The sequence below is a fragment of the Oceanobacillus halophilus genome (genome assembly GCF_003628505.1).
GTDB lineage: Bacteria > Bacillota > Bacilli > Bacillales > Amphibacillaceae > Oceanobacillus > Oceanobacillus halophilus.
The window spans coordinates 105821-122140 of record NZ_RBZP01000004.1 but is presented as its reverse complement, the minus strand read 5'-3'; the positions used below and the strand labels follow the sequence as shown (position 1 = coordinate 122140).

The window sequence follows — 16320 nt, the reverse complement described above, 5'->3', positions numbered from 1 at the left end:
TAACTTAATATCCAAGCGTATTTCTTTATCAATTGTAATGTACTTTACCTTGTTATTCTGTGTGAGTTCTGTTGATATATTGTCTTCTAAATACATTTTTGTACACCCAAACCGAACTACTTAACAAAAAGCAACAAATGAATAGAATACAGCAAATAAAATAAGTCCATTTCCTGTTTATCGACCAACCATCCATAGCATTTTATTCCTTAAATGAACGAAGTATGGACAATTTATCCACCACTACAAAATAACTTGTAAAAATCCCATCTATGGGGATAGTAATGAGTAAAAAAAGGATGGTTAAAAGATGCAGCCATTTACTCATTACAACATAAAGCAAACAGAAAACGGAGTAGAGATAGTCTTATATCTTGATCAAAACTTAGCTGAGTTCTCGGATGAATTAGGGAATGTCTCTAAATCGGCAGAGTCGAATATGAAAGGGGAAGCGGTTAGTTTTGTGAAAAGAATGTTTCCTTCATTAAAAGTTAAGTCCGTTAAAATTATGGCTGGTGCTATGTTGCTAACAACCTTTGGAATTGGAACACTAACTACAAGTGAGGTTTCTGCGGCAGAGTCAACGGTCAGTCAATCACAAACGATGAGTCAATCCTATCGCGTTTCGGCAGGAGATACCCTTTACAAGATTGCAACAAAAAACGGAACGACTGTAGAAGCCATCAAACAAGCAAACGGATTAACGTCAAATAACTTACAAATCGGACAAACCTTAACGATTCCAACTAGAGGGACAACGACTCCGGTTCAAAGCAAAAGTACAAGCTATCAAGTAGTCTCAGGAGATACTCTATACAAGATTGCTACAGAAAACGGAACGACTGTAGATGCGATTAAACAAGCAAACGGATTAACGTCGAACAACTTACAAGTAGGTCAAACGTTAACGATTCCAACTGGAGGGACAACGACTCCGGTACAAAGCAAAAGTAAAAGCTATCAAGTAGTCCGAGGAGATACCCTATACAAAATTGCTACAGAAAACGGAACGACTGTAGATTCGATTAAGCAAGCAAACGGATTAACGTCGAACAACTTACAAATCGGACAAACCTTAACCATTCCAACTGGAGGGACAACAACTCCGGTACAAAGCAAAAGTACAAGCTATCAGGTGGTCCCAGGAGATACTCTTTACAAGATAGCCACGCAAAATGGAACGACTGTGTATGCGATTAAACAAGCAAATGGATTAACGACAAATAACTTGCAAGTAGGTCAAATGTTAACCATTCCTACTGGAGGTACAGCTCCTGTACAAAGCAAAAGTACAACCTATCAAGTAGTTCCAGGAGATACTCTCTATAAGATAGCCACGCAAAATGGAACGACTGTCGATGCAATTAAACAAGCGAACAGGTTAACGTCGAATAACTTACAAATTGGACAAACATTAACTATCCCTTCTGGCGCTTCCTTAGCAATGGAAGCCTCTAGTGAGATAGCTACTCCTAAAGCAGAACAACCATCAGAAGTGAACCAAGAAGACCTCGAGTGGTTGGCGAAAATGATATACAGTGAAGGGAGAGGGGAGTCACTAGAAGGTCAAATTGCGGTTGGTGCCGTTATTATGAATCGGGTGAAAAGTCCGTTGTTTCCGAACAAAGTAAAGGATGTGTTGTTTGAGAAAAGTTACGGGTATTATCAGTTTACACCAGCAGAAACTGGTGCGATCAACTCAGCTACTCCTAATGCGCAAAATAGGGAAGCGGCGAGACGGGCGATGAATGGGGAGGATCCGACGAATGGGGCGTTGTTTTTTTATAATCCGAAGAAGACGTCGAGTGCTTATTTGAGGAGTCGTGAGGTTTCGACGGTGATAGGGGGGCATGTGTTTGCTTATTAGATTTTTAAGATGATAAAGTAAGATTACTTTGGTTGGTCCAGTTTGGGGATGCTCTCATTTGGCCAGCCTTTTTATCTGTTTGGGGAATTAAAACAAACGTTTGATTTATGAAATCTGACTGGAACTACTTTAGAAATAACTCCACTTTATTAGTTAAATCTAATCTATTTTGTCTATACTAAATCAAGTGTGAACTTAAATTTGATAAAAGAGGATATATTATATGGTTTCAAATGTAAAAGTTACTAGTCAGTTAGAGAAATTTTTTATTTACTTTATTTTGTTCCAGCCTATTTTAGATGTAGTGGCCTATCTAGGGGTTCCTATATCATTACTAGTACGAGTTATGGCATTGGGAATTGGATTAATATACATAGTAATGCTCCCTAAATCTAAGCATAAAACGATAGCTTTCTATATATTATTTATTATAGGTATTTTTATGGTTAGTAATTTACTAATGAGTTGGATGGTAAAAGATCCATTCTATCCATCCTTTGAAATTTCCTATATGGTAAAAAACTTCTTTTTTATAGAAATGCTAATTGTATATGCATTTGTATTCCAATCATATGCTATTAAGCCTCATTGGAAAGGACTTATCGAGCGATTTATATTTATTAATATTTCCTTAATAGCTCTCGTTATGTTTATCTCTGAAGTTACAAACACCAGTAAACCTAGTTATGTTCATTTTAATAAAGCTGGGTCATCAGGCTGGTTTTATGCTGGGAACGAATTGAGTGCTATATTGGCAATGGGGTTTAGCGTTATGGTGTTATATATGATAAATAAAAAAGTGCAAAGCAGGAAATTAGCTGTTTTACCACTTATTATTCTAACGATTTGGTCTATGATGGCCGTTGGAACGAAGGTAGCATTTGGTGCCGTTCTAGTTGTCCTTGGTTTAACGGTAGTCTATTCTGTCATTAAAATCTTTAAGAACAAAAGAGGGTGGATGGATTTACTTGTTTATACATTATTACTAGTAGGAACGATCGCTATCGCACCAGGTACAGCGATTGGGGAGAACCTTAATTTATCCTTTGGTCCTACGGTAAAAAATATCGAACAAGAAACACCACCAAAGGAAGACATAGGTAATGATAGACAATTAACGAAAGAAGCATTAAGTGGAAGAGATGACTTTTTAAAAGAAAAGCAAGAAGATTATAAGAAAGCACCATTGATACAACAGTCATTCGGAATGGGTGCAGCTGGAATTTATGAGGATTCAGCTAAATTAATTGAGATGGATTTTTTTGATTGGTTTTTTAGTTATGGGTTTATAGGGATGATTCTTTTGATAATCCCATTACTTTATTTTGTCATTAAAATTCTAACCAATCTAATAAAATCCCCACTAAAGGTTTTTGATTCTACCATATTTTTTGTAGGTGTAGGAATTGGTTTAGGGCTGGGTACAGCTTTTATTGCTGGGCATGTTTTAACAGCACCTGCAGTTAGTATATACTTAGCGATTCTTATAAGTTTTCTATCTACAGTAATGAATAACACCAAAAAAGAATAAATCTGAATGAAAAATCCCGGAGAAGACATTTTCTCCGGGATTTATTTCATATAGATCGCTTTGACTAAATTCTCGCTCGATTGACCGTTGGAATATCGGTTCCATTCATTTGAAAAATCCTTAATACGTTTCATATGAAAATCTTTCTTTTTGATTACTTCAATGAGTTGGTTCATGTTTTCTACGATAGGTCCAGGAACCATATCCTCATAGGTTTCCCAAAATCCGCGAGCTTCTGCGTATTCATCGATATCGTAAGCAAAGAACACCATGGGTTTATTTAAAATGGCATACTCGACAGGGATGGAAGAGTAGTCAGTGATCAAAATATCCGCAATGATAAGCATATGATTAATATTATAGCTGCTAACATCATAGACGAATTCAGGATACGCATTGTTAATATCCGCTTTGACCGCAGGATGAAGACTTAAAAATAACACATAGTCCTCTTTGAAATGTTTGTACATTTCATCCATATTTAATTTGATCTCCTGAACATCTAATTCATTATCCCGATAGGTCGGTGCATACAAAATGACTTTCTTCTCCTTAATGATAGGAAAGTAACTGCATAAAGCTTGTGCAGCTTTTTTTGTCGTCTCTTTATCATAAAAGAAATCAGTCCTGGGAATTCCAGTTCGTAATATCTGCTTATTCCTAATTCCAAATCCTTCTTTAAAAATATGAGCCATCTTTTCTGAACCAACGACAACATAATTAAACCGCTGATAGACAGATTTAAATCGTTTAAAAGCACTTTCGGGCCGCTTTTCAATGGATAAGTCCTTAAGTCCAAATTGTTTAATAGCCCCAGCAGCATGCCACAGCTGTACACAAGTTACCTCGGACTTGAAAGAGGTGACAGCTAAAAACCCAAAATAATTATCTACAAAGATTTTTTCAGAAGTTGCTAAATGATAGATGGAACGCATCCAATTTAGTAAGTGAACCGTTTTAAAGTTTATCATTCGTCTGTTTGGCCGCTTTTTAAATTGGATATTACAAGGATGAGTTTTTAATATAACAATTTCATGATTGGTTTGTTTCTCTACTTCTCTTAGAGTATATAAAATATTTCGCCCAAAAGAAGCAACGAAGGTCGTTTTTTCTTGAAGCGGAAATAGTTTAAAAAACTCAAAGAGAACACGAAAGGCAAAAAGATAAATGGATATAGCAGCTTCTCTAACCATTTTTCAAAAACTGATTTAAATCAGTCTTAATTTTGGTAGTAGAAATTCCGACGGTTCGCGGTAAATATATAACCTCGCAATATTCTTTTAAAAAATCAAATTTACCTTTCCAGTCATCTCCCATAATAAAAACATCAATATCATATTTTTTTATGTCTTCTACCTTTTGATCCCACGTATGTTCCGGGATAACTTTGTCTACATAGCGTATAGCCTCCAGAATAGCCTTCCGTTGCTCAAAACTATAATAAGCTTTTTTTCCTTTTAAAGCGTTAAATTCGTCTGATGATATACCAACAATTAAATAGTCACCATACTCTTTTGCGCGCCTCAGTATATTAATGTGACCATTGTGAAGGAAATCAAATGTACCATAGGTGATTACTTTTTTCATCGTATAATTCCTCCATAACATAGTTCTTCTACTACTAGTATGAGTTAAATTAGCTAAGTTATATTACCTAATTTAATTTACAAACTATTCAAAACAAATTAACAGGGAATTAATGTTGAGGAATTATACTGAAGATGTAAAACAATTATTGGAAGGGAGAAATGTAATGAATATTCGAGGTGTTGCTCATAGAGGTTATCCAGTAGAGTATCCGGAAAATACGTTATCTTCATTTCAGGCAGCGATAGAGATGGGATTTACCCATATGGAATTGGATGTACATTTATCAAAAGATGGTGTACCTGTTGTCATGCACGATGCCAAGATTGACAGGATGACAGATGGGCAAGGTCAAATACGTCATTATACATTTCAAGAATTGCGTAAGTTTCTAATAAAAGGGAAAGAAAAGATACCATCGCTAGCGGAAGTTCTGCGATTAGCTAAAGATAAAATAATTGTTTCCATTGAATTAAAGAATCCTAACCTTTATAAAGGAGTGGAAGAAAAAGTAATTCAGGTTGTTCAAAGCCTTAATATGATGGATCAAGTATATTTCATTTCCTTTGATTATAAATCACTTGTAAAAATAAGAAAATTATCTACGGAAGCGGAATTGGGTCCATTAGTAAATAAAATCAAACGCACACACTTTCGATTAATGGAAAATTTAAATGCGAAATATGTAGCGGTGAGGTACGATGGAATCAAAGAAAAATACATTCAAAAATGTGAGGAAAAAGGAATACAGCTTGTTGCATGGACGGTAAATACAAAAGAACAGATGATAAATGTTCAAAGGTATCCATCCATCTTAAACACCACAGATGAATTAGAAAAATACAGAAATCACTTTTATCCTCATCTAAAGGTAAAAAAGGAGCAGCTAATTATTTGAATGTAACCTCATAATAGAGAAACTCGTCTAAAAGTTAAACGAGATTATTTACGTGTTTAAGCAGGAGGATAAGTATGGAATATATTGCTCTTGTCATTTGTTTCGCAGCAGCTATCCTGATAACCCCACTAATTAAGAAGCTTGCACTAACAATCGGAGCAACTGACAAACCAAACCAACGAAAAGTACATGAAACAGCTATGCCTAGGCTTGGTGGACTAGCTATTTTTATTAGTTTCTTAATTGGAACGGTCTTTTTCCTCCCAAGTACTACAGAGGCATGGCCAATGGTAATAGGGGCAACTATAATTATTATAACTGGGCTGCTAGATGATTTATATAATATCCCTGCAAAGTTTAAATTGTTAGGTCAGGTTATCGCTGCTGTGGTAACAGTGTCAGGAGGAGTAACCATTGATTTTATTACATTGTTTACAGATGAAAAATTTGAATTTGGCATCTTTGCGGTGCCGATAACAATTATGTGGATTGTAGCTATTACGAATGCAATTAACTTAATTGACGGACTGGATGGTTTGGCAGCAGGTGTATCTTCTATCGCATTTATAACAATTACTGGATTAGCCATAACGATGGGAGATTATTTTATTGCGCTAATTAGTCTCATCATGTTAGGAAGTACGCTGGGCTTTCTCGTATATAATTTTTATCCAGCTAAAATATTTATGGGAGATACAGGTTCTCTCTTTTTAGGGTATATGATAAGTGTTATCGCAGTGATGGGGCTGTATAAGGAAGTAACCATCGTTTCACTTGTTGTGCCAATTATGATTCTCGCTATTCCGATACTGGATACAACCTTTGCAATTGTGCGTCGATTGATTCATAAGAAACCAATATCTGCGCCAGATAAAGATCACTTGCATCACTGCATTATACGTTTAGGCTACACACATAGGCAGACAGTTATTATGATTTACGCACTCAGTTCTCTATTTAGCATTGCCGCTATCGTATTTACAAGATCAACCCTCTGGGGATCGATACTCATACTATTATCATTGTTAATTCTGGTTGAGTTGATTGTGGAAGTAACTGGTTTAATCAGTGAAAACTATCGCCCTTTGCTTAAGTGGATGGATAATGGGAGGAAGATAGGGAGGTAAACTTGGAGAGCGCTAGAGATGTGGGGGAGACTCGATTCCCGCGTGAAGCGTGCACCAGATATAGGGGATCCAGATTTTCACGTAAAAACCCGAAGTTCATGTCTTCGGGTTTTTTGATTTGTAGGAAATGTTGTGTTCTTTTGAATCAAATTAACAGGAAATGATAATTTCCTTCACTAAAAAAGCGCCCGCCATCAAATAAAACAGCGAGCGCTCCCTCTACATACGAAAGATATATATGCAAATTTCCATCCCCATCATACTCATGCTCCATATCAAACGCATCTAGTAATTCATCCAGAGAAATCCCTTTTATCTCTCGTTTCTCAAAGAAAGCGGCCTTATCAATCGTATGCATTTCCTTCTGGATAGTTACTGTCTCATCATTAAAAGCTACACTAAATTCCGTATCATTCTCTGCCACATTCATCTGCAAGTACTCTTCCACAAATTGAACATCTACAAATAATTCATTTTGGTAGTAAAATAAGAAATCACGATAAGAAAAAGTCTCTTTACTATTTCGCTCTGCCTTATCAACTATACCTGACAGATAATTCTGATGTTCTACTTGAGAAGAATAAGCCTCTGTAATCCGGCTATTTTCTGTAATGGCGTAGTTATTAATTTTTCTCCCTTCAGGTGCATTGACTAAGTTATTCACATCAAAATAATAAATGGCTTTTACTCTTGGATATAGTTTTGGCAGATACTTATACATCCTGCTTATCTTCTCTTCCGCAAAATCAACATGATATAACCCATCTGTTACAGTATAATTGGTAGCGCCGAATTCTCCGATTACAATTGGTTTCGTATCACTATATCTATTATAAACATAGTCTAATAGCCTTAATGGATCCTCAAAATCTGATTTGTCTTCTAATCGGTCATTGTGGTATACAACGTTATATATATTGACCCCAACATAGTCCACATATTCATCGCCGGGGTAAAACTTACTAATGGTGTGCTCCGGCATTGTAAAAACATTCCAAAGCATCATGACATTCGGTGCTTCTTCCTCCATCACGTCATGCACTAACTTCCATTTTTTTATGTATAAATCAGCATTTCCAGAATAAGCGGTCCAGTTCCCATTCATTTCACTTGCATAACGCAGCAATATCGGTACATTAACTTCTCTTGCTTTCTTAGCAAACGCCCGTAAATACTCGTCATCCTTTACTTCCTCTAGACCATTATTGGGCTCCCAGGCAATTTGAGGGAATCCTCCGACTGATTTTACTTGATGGACCCATTCAGTTGGGAAGGGCTGTCCATACCCTACGTACCTAAAATAAGAGGCATGATTTTTCCCCGATACTTCATTAAATTTATTCATGCTTGTATCAATGAACTCATCTTGAATGACATATCCACCGAGATAAATACCATCCTGTGGTTCATATTTTGCAAGCGGTACATCGTCTTTATGTAGAAAGATTGTTGTCCCAAGTCCCTTGTCATACGCTTCTTTCTGCTGTTCTTCAGGACTAGATAGTTGAATCGTATTGGTTTTCTGGTCAAGGTAATAATTGACCTGAATTCCCAAATATTTTTTCAAGTGCAAATCGGGTAAATAAACGACATCATTATCTACCAGATATTCACGTATTTCATTCTCCTTCGCCTGGCTATTTTGAACTATGTTTCTATCATATATCAGTTGATTATCCTGATACGTAATAGATACTTTCTCTTCTGCTTGTTCCACTTCTAAATCAAGTATCTCTCTAAGATCTACTAAGGAAATATATAAATGGCCATTTCCAGTAAAAACATCATATTGAAGCTTATAATGGTCACCGTCAAAAACAATATCCTTAGAATATCGAGAGCTATTGTCTTCTCCAGCTGCTGAGTCAGACCAATTCAACGATTGATTTCCTATCCAAATAGTAACGCCAATTATCATTATTGTAGCTACAACTGCAACTAAGAGGATTTTTTTATTGGCCATGTGCTTTCCTTCCTTTCATTGGAAAGTGTTTGCAATGCTATTTCTGCTGTTTTTAGAGCAAGTTTTCGATAGTTGCTAACTAATCCATCAAGTCGCTCACGCTCATTTGCTTCATCCAATAACAACCGATTAGCATGTTCTAACAAAGATTCGTGATTCCAGTCATCCTTTTCTACATGACCTGTTACGGATTGATGAAACATCTCTACGAATGCATCTATCTTTGGATCATACGAAATAGCTATAAAAGGTGTGTTGCCAATAGCTGCAAATATTAGGGAGTGCAGGCGCATACCGATTAGTAAATTTGCTTCGGAAATGACGGCAATTTTCTCTTCCAGTGATGCATCTGGAGGAAACATTTGGCTACCTTTAACCATGAGGTTCGCTATATCCTCTGAGGCCTTCTGATCCTGTTTCCCATGCATCGGAACAAATATAATGTCATAACCACTTTGAACAAGCGAATCCAAGCAATCTGCTATAATTTCTTTATAATGTATCTCAGTTGGCCAATCTCTTACCGAAACAGCAATGGTATTTTCTTTTGGGTTCCGCTCTAGCTGATCTAGAAGGATACTTAACACAGGGTCTGGAACAAGTATGGATTTTTTCTCCACCCCAACTTCTTTCAATAGATTCTGTGAATCCTGGTCTCTTACGGTAATGCCATCCGTCTTATTAAATATATGGCGGATAATCCATTTTCCGAGTTCGCTGTTAACTGGGCCAATTCCTTGTGCATAGATAAACACCGGTTTTTTATGCCATTTGGCTAGCTGGATAATACCACAATAATAGGGAATAGACTTCATACTTGTTTTATCTTGCATAAGGCTACCACCACCACTAATAAGTCCATCAGATTCCTTTATCACTCGGTTTACTTCTTTACATTGGTTCCGTTTAACTGCATGAACGTCATATAATCTTTCCGTTAAGAGTGGATCTTGAGATAAGACAGTAATCTTTATATCCGGTTGAACCTTTTTGATCGCTAGAATCATAGAATATAAAATTGCCTCATCGCCAACATTATCAAAACCGTAATAACCAGATAGAACGACGTGCATTAGGACCACCTCGATTGAAAGATTTTAGAAAACCAGGAATAGCATTTTTTATACACGTAAATTAGTAACAAACCAATAAGATACCCAATCATTACACTATACAACGTCCTTAAAAACGAAATATATAATGGGATATGAAAATGAGTAAAAGTATTCATCATGGACAAAAATCCAATAGTGCCGGGTAATAATAAAACATTTCCTAAAGTTTTGTGTTGGTTCATTACGTATAAACCTAATAGATAAAATGGAAAACCGATGAGAAACTCCTTTGTCCTTGGCCGAACATATAACCATTCCTCGAGTTTATTACGAAGGATTAACTCGAAATCACTCACAAGTCCGGTATTTCCAGTTCTACTAACATAATAAATTCCAACCAAAGTAATAAGTAATCCAACGAAAAGATGCCAATATTTCACTTCAGATTGGAGCAATCTTTTGTTTGTGAAAAGTTTAAGTAGCTGCTTTCCAAATAAATACAAGGCAACGAAGAGGATTGGTACAACATAAACTAATTTCACTCCTCGAAAAACTTCTATCCCGGTTACAAATGCATTTCCATTTAATAGACCAATAACCATGAAAATGCCAGCCACGCTTATTCCAAGGGCTTTTATATATTGCAGACTAATCTTACCTATCGTATTCGTTTTTGAATGGGATGTTGCTATTACAGCAAAAATTGGCGTGATAATCGCTATAACCAATGCAAAGGCTTGGAGGATTATTAGTTTATCTAAAGCCAAATACAAACCAGCCATGCAAATCATCAATAAAACAGTTAAATCATGAAACCATTTGTTTTTCATGATGCGTGAGGCTGAATAAGTAAATAAGATACCAGCAAGCAAAAGAGCGATTTGTGTCCAAATAGATATAGAGATTTTTTCAATAGGCTTAGGTGAACCAGGATTGAAATGAGAAGGCATGTTTTCGACTACTCCAGAAACAAAGGACTCAGCAACTTTTATACTTTCCTCCGGGTCTCCTGTTGGTAAATGAAAGAAGAGGGAGCGTATATTTCGTTCTTTTACAGCACGAACGGCTTGATTTATGTTTTCCTCCAATGGCTTCTGAGTAAGATTCATACTGTGGAGCCGCAGAATGTCATAGTCTGTGTTTCTTGCAACTGTCTGAAATCCCCTTTGATGTGAAAATTCAATCATGTAAAAGTGGAAGCCCGCTGTATTTAGTTGTTTCATCCATGTATTTATTTTTTCCGTCTCAGGGTAACCAACTACTTCTTCCCCTGAGAAAAGAAGGTTTGTATCTCTGTTCCTGAATTGAAGTAACTTATCAAGGTGAGACTGCCTGAGATTTTCGTCATTAGGAACTCGGAAAATAAATTTGAGATTATGTCTTTCTATCTGCTGAACAATGGATTCATCATAATGAAGCATCAATCCAAGGGGAAAATCTTCTGGAACGTAATAAAAAGGGACACCAGAAATAACAATCTCCTTTGGTTCCATACTTTCTACTAATAAATCCTGATAGTGTGGTTCCTCTGGTATGGTAATATAATAACCATTCTCATCAATTTCAAAAGGCATGACCTCCTTTGAGAAGAGCAGCATTTTTTCTATTTCCGTACCTGTATAAAGGCTAATTATGCCTTGTTTTTCTAGGCTTTTAATTGTAATAGGATTTATACTTACGGTTGTAAGTCCAGCCTCCTTTAACCGGGAAAGTACCTCATCAATGGAAAAGGAACTGTCGACCGTTAAGTGATGAATTTCCTCAAAAGGAGCTACTATTTCATAAGTATTATTCTGTCCTTCCGCATTCCAGCGATCGTATACACTTGGAGAAGAAATAAGCAGTAATAACAAAATCATCATCCAAATCCATTTTTGTCTAACCACCATTTTCCTCCTCTCCTTCCAAAACGTGTGAATGACTGGAATTCCTCTTAAATCTTCTCTTTTAATAACTTTCCAGAAAAATAAAAGGAAAAAGTAAACAGTTATCCCTGTTATAAATGCTACGAAGACGTACAACAATGCCTGCAATCTGGACCAATTCTCGAAATGTATAAAAATAGTAGGCAATCCCACAACACCGGCCATGATGATAGAAGCAAATAGAATTTTCATAGAATCAACGTTTATAAAGGAAAAGGGGACTCTCTTATAAATCATCAAACTATTTAGGGCGTATATAATCAGGTAAATCAATAAAGTGGAGATAGCAGCGCCCATCAAACCTAAAATTTGAACCATATATATATTAGAGAATGCTTTTAGTAATACCCCGATAAAAACGAGGAAAGCGGCTTGTTTTGCCAAATTGATTCCTTGAAGGATTCCTGTTGTTAAGACAGTAAGGGATGTGAAAATGGAGCTAAGTCCTAGAATTGCGATAAAAGAACTGCCTTCTAAATCTGCGAATAAACCTAGATTAATTGGCAGACCTAGAACAAGTAATCCCAAGGCAGCTGGCCAGGATATTAAACGTGCTATATGAAAGGTTTTTTCAATGGCTCTTCTTGTACCGAGCATATCTTTATCCACTAATTTTTCCGTAAGCAGGGGAATTAATGGTAAAACAACCGAAGTGGCAAAGATGGTTGCTATTTGTACCAAAGCAAGACCACGGCCGTATATTCCATAAGTATAATTAATCTCATCTGTATTTACTCCATAATGATTCAATCCATAGGGAATGGTTAAGGAATCAACAAAGTTGAACAATGCCATGGTGATTGACCCGATAGCAATTGGGATGGATAAAAAGAGTATTTTTTTACTAAATTGTTTAAATGTTTGAAATGTGTAAGGTTTCTTTGAAGTGGGTTTCTTAGAAGTAAGTTGATATTTCGTTCGTAAATAAAGTAAAGAAGCAAAGACTCCTAGGACAGATCCAATCATGATCCATCCTGCTACAAGATCACTTGTAAAATCCTTTGCAACAAGCACATAAGCAATGCCAAGAATGGCTCCCACACGAATAATTTGTTCAAAGACTTGCGAAATCGCGGTTGGGCCCATATCGCCATAACCTTGGAAAAACCCCCGATAAACAGCCATATATGGAGCAACCAGAAGACTAGCTGCGACAACAATTAGTGCTAATTGAGTAGTAGAACCACCTAAAGCATTAGCTATAGGAGATGAAAGGAGATAAATAATAACAAAGCTGATTACCCCAAAGCAGATAGCTAAGATACGTGCTGTCACGTAAATAGGCCTCACATTTGCTTCTTGACCCTTTGCTCTTTCTTCGGCAATTAACTTAGAGATAGCGGTAGGAATACCAGCAACCGACAAAATAAGGGCAACCATGTATACTGGGTAGACTAAGGTAAATATTCCAAGAACTTCATCACCGGCAATATTCTGTAATGGAATACGGAATAAACTACCTAAAACTTTAGAAATGAGTGTTGCAATTGTTAAGATAATCGTTCCCTTTATAAAAGTTGCCCGCCCCATCATTAGAATCCTTTCCTTTTTTGTTTAAGTATACGGAATGCGAAACGAGGAAGGGCTAGCATCCTCCGCCATCTGGTTGGTTGTTTCATTAATCGGTAAAACCACTCAAGGTTTAACTTTTGCCAAAATATAGGTGCCCGCTTAACCGTACCTGCAACCGCATCAAAGGAACCTCCAACCCCGATAAATACCCCTTGTTCAAATTTGGTTATATTCTCTGAGATCCATTTTTCCTGTCTGGGTACGCCTAATGCTACGAAAGTGATGTCTGGTTTTAGCTCAGCAATTCGTTCAGCAATATTATTGTTTTCCCAGTCAAAAAACCCATCATTAGAACCAACAATATGTATATTCTTATAATTCGCTTCTATTTTGCTTATTGCTTTATCGAGTGTTTCCCTTTGTGCACCAAGCAAGAAAATCCTATACTCCTTTTCATTGGCTACATCTAACAGTTGCATCATCGTATCAAAACCGGTAACTCGCTCTGGCAAGGGATTATTTAAGATGCTTGCAGCTTTAACAATACCTATCCCATCTGCTGTTATATAGTCCGCTTGTTCCAAATACTGTTTAAATTCCTTCTCTTCATTTGCTTTCATTACCACTTCTGGATTTGCAGTCACGACAAAAGTCTTTTGCCTTTCTTGGATTCGCTGATTAAGTAACGAAACAAAGTCCTCTTGATTGGTATGTAAGAATGGGATTCCCATAATGTTTACGTGCTTCATAGATTGTAACTCCTTTAGTGAGAATAAAAAATTGTCCCTTTTTATTCCTCATTATATCTGAAACTTTCTAATTTATCCCAAATGATCAAGTAGATGATTACATGGTTGGAATGAATCCCATTATATAACTTATATATTCATGGTAATATAAATTTTTGGTTTTGTGATTTATGATGGTGAAAGTTTAGGAAGGCTTTACAATATTAACGTTTATTTTACATGCTTAAAGAAATAGCAACATAAAAAATCCCTTTCCATATGAGAAAGGGATTAAACAAGAATTTCTTTTCTTTCTGTTTCTTTTTCTTCCACACCAGTTATAAATCTAGCTAATTTTAAACTAGCATTGCCATTAGAGTACTCATTCCATTGCTTAGCAAATAATTTCACTTCATCTAAGTTAAAAGCATGATCCTGAATGACTTGGACCAATTCCATGGTAGAAAACGCAACCGGTCCTGGCATTTGATTCTCATAATCTTCTATTAGACCACTTTTAATCTTATATTCTTCCATATCATATGCATAGAAAATCATTGGTCTTTCCAGTAACGCAAATTCAAATGGAATGGAAGAGTAATCGGTGATTAGCACATCTGTAATTAACAATAAGGAATTAACCTCTGTAAAGTCAGAAACATCATATACAAAGTCATAGTAGCCCTCGTCAATGGCATTAGTCACTGCTGGATGCAGTTTAATAAAAAGGACATACTCATCCGATAGTTTTTCATACATTTGATTAATTTCCAGTTCTAACTCATAATCAGTTAGATGATCATTACGAAATGTTGGAGCATATAGTATGATTTTTCTCCCATTAATAGACGGGAACTGTTGGTTAATTTCTGTATACATTTGCTGTTTCTTCTGTTCATCAAACAAAATATCCGAACGGGGTATACCTGTGCGGATAAATCGATCATCCTCTAAACCGAAGCTTTTGTGAAAAGTGGTAGCCATTTTCTCGGAACCAACAACTGTATAATCGAAATGGTTATAAACCTTTTGAAAACGTTTCATAGCCTTTTCAGTTCGTGCATCATTGCTAGGATCTTCTAACCCAAATCGTTTAATAGCTCCAGCAGCATGCCAGAGCTGAATGCAAGTTACATTTGGTCTGAATTTGGTAACAGCTAAAAAGCCCTGATAATTATCTACTAAAATCGTAGTAGCTGTAGCTAGGTGATAGATCGATTTTATGAATTGAGTAGGTTGTTGGATAGTAAAAGACAACGTATCATCAACCACTTGTCCAAAATCGTACCTGCATTTTTCATCTTTTAAGACAATAACTTCTTCATCAGATATATCTTTTATAGCTTTTGCCGTGTACATAATATTATCCCCAAATGAAGCAACAGCAACTGTTTTTTTCTTTTGGGGAAATAGTTTAAAAGTATGAAAGATTATTTGAAAAGCAAAAAGGTAGAGATGTATGGCTAACTCCCTAAGCATTGTTTGCTTGGTTTAGGTCGTTTTTGATTTTCGTTGTAGAGATTCCAACGGTGCGTGGTAAATAAACAACTTCACAATAATCTTTCAAGAAGTCAAATTTACCTTCCCAATCATCTCCCATAACGAAAACATCGACATCATGGTTTTGAACATCTTCTACTTTTTGCTCCCATTTATGCTCAGGAATAACTTCATCCACATAGCGAATGGCTTCTAAGATTGCTTTACGTTGCTCAAAAGTATAGTAAGCTTTTTTTCCTTTAATGGCATTGAATTCATCAGATGAAATAGCTACAATCAAGTAGTCCCCATATTCTTTAGCACGACGTAAGATATTAATATGTCCTGTATGAAGTAAATCGAATGTTCCGTACGTGATTACTTTTTTCATTCGTAAGACCTCCGTTGAATTTCTATATAGGGTATTATAACATATTATTTTGAGTTAATTTCATAGTAGCTTTACAAAAATTTTACATTCTCAAATCTATTATATTATATTATAAGAATCCCATAATGCAAACAGACAATTTTTGGTTGAAGCGATCGAATGAATATGGATGAAGTTTATTTGGTAATATATAGATGTATAACTAAAATTGTATAATAAAAATGATATCTAAAAGCAGTTTACAACGAATATCATTA

The 16320-nt window shown here is 36.0% G+C and carries 12 protein-coding genes; 4 read left to right on the top strand and 8 right to left on the bottom strand.

The features are described from left to right. Window positions 1-310: 310 nt before the first annotated feature. Entirely contained in the window at window positions 311-1867 is a 1557-nt protein-coding gene (locus tag D8M06_RS08080; protein WP_121203887.1) for a LysM peptidoglycan-binding domain-containing protein, read from the top strand. A gap of 223 nt (window positions 1868-2090) precedes the next feature. Next, on the top strand, window positions 2091-3398 hold the full coding sequence (locus D8M06_RS08075) for an O-antigen ligase family protein (RefSeq protein WP_121203886.1): 1308 nt from the start codon (window positions 2091-2093) through the stop codon (window positions 3396-3398). 41 nt (window positions 3399-3439) lie between these two features. Here the strand turns inward: D8M06_RS08075 and D8M06_RS08070 are convergent, their stop codons facing one another. Both D8M06_RS08070 and tagD (D8M06_RS08065) read right to left on the bottom strand, forming a co-directional pair. Beyond that, a complete protein-coding gene (locus D8M06_RS08070; protein ID WP_121203885.1) occupies window positions 3440-4591 on the bottom strand; it encodes a CDP-glycerol glycerophosphotransferase family protein in 1152 nt (383 codons plus the stop codon). Next, window positions 4584-4985: a glycerol-3-phosphate cytidylyltransferase gene (tagD, locus tag D8M06_RS08065; RefSeq protein ID WP_121203884.1), complete on the bottom strand. Its 402-nt coding sequence runs from the start codon at window positions 4983-4985 to the stop codon at window positions 4584-4586. Before tagD (D8M06_RS08065) ends, D8M06_RS08070 begins: the two co-directional genes overlap by 8 nt. 166 nt (window positions 4986-5151) lie before the next feature. Between tagD (D8M06_RS08065) and D8M06_RS08060 the strand changes: the two genes are divergently transcribed. Both D8M06_RS08060 and D8M06_RS08055 read left to right on the top strand, forming a co-directional pair. Beyond that, window positions 5152-5883: a glycerophosphodiester phosphodiesterase gene (locus D8M06_RS08060; RefSeq protein WP_121203958.1), complete on the top strand. Its 732-nt coding sequence runs from the start codon at window positions 5152-5154 to the stop codon at window positions 5881-5883. Window positions 5884-5957: 74 nt separating this feature from the next. Continuing rightward, complete coding sequence (locus D8M06_RS08055) at window positions 5958-7010, top strand: glycosyltransferase family 4 protein (protein WP_121203883.1); 1053 nt, start codon at window positions 5958-5960, stop codon at window positions 7008-7010. 145 nt (window positions 7011-7155) lie between these two features. Here D8M06_RS08055 and D8M06_RS08050 read toward each other — a convergent pair whose 3' ends face one another. The 6 genes from D8M06_RS08050 to tagD (D8M06_RS08025) all read right to left on the bottom strand — a co-directional run bounded on the left by D8M06_RS08050 (window position 7156) and on the right by tagD (D8M06_RS08025) (window position 16063). Continuing rightward, a complete protein-coding gene (locus tag D8M06_RS08050; protein WP_158591762.1) occupies window positions 7156-8973 on the bottom strand; it encodes a glycosyl hydrolase in 1818 nt (605 codons plus the stop codon). Beyond that, window positions 8949-10046, bottom strand: coding sequence for a polysaccharide pyruvyl transferase CsaB (gene csaB / locus D8M06_RS08045; RefSeq protein WP_121203882.1), 1098 nt, complete (start codon window positions 10044-10046; stop codon window positions 8949-8951). The genes D8M06_RS08050 and csaB overlap by 25 nt, the downstream gene beginning before the upstream one ends. Further along, complete coding sequence (locus D8M06_RS08040; protein WP_121203956.1) at window positions 10046-13483, bottom strand: DUF5693 family protein; 3438 nt, start codon at window positions 13481-13483, stop codon at window positions 10046-10048. The genes csaB and D8M06_RS08040 overlap by 1 nt, the downstream gene beginning before the upstream one ends. A gap of 2 nt (window positions 13484-13485) precedes the next feature. Further along, complete coding sequence (locus D8M06_RS08035; protein WP_121203881.1) at window positions 13486-14214, bottom strand: WecB/TagA/CpsF family glycosyltransferase; 729 nt, start codon at window positions 14212-14214, stop codon at window positions 13486-13488. Between the two features lie 270 nt (window positions 14215-14484). Next, complete coding sequence (locus D8M06_RS08030) at window positions 14485-15672, bottom strand: CDP-glycerol glycerophosphotransferase family protein (RefSeq protein WP_121203880.1); 1188 nt, start codon at window positions 15670-15672, stop codon at window positions 14485-14487. Next, entirely contained in the window at window positions 15665-16063 is a 399-nt protein-coding gene (gene tagD, locus D8M06_RS08025) for a glycerol-3-phosphate cytidylyltransferase (protein ID WP_121203879.1), read from the bottom strand. Before tagD (D8M06_RS08025) ends, D8M06_RS08030 begins: the two co-directional genes overlap by 8 nt. Window positions 16064-16320: the final 257 nt, after the last annotated feature.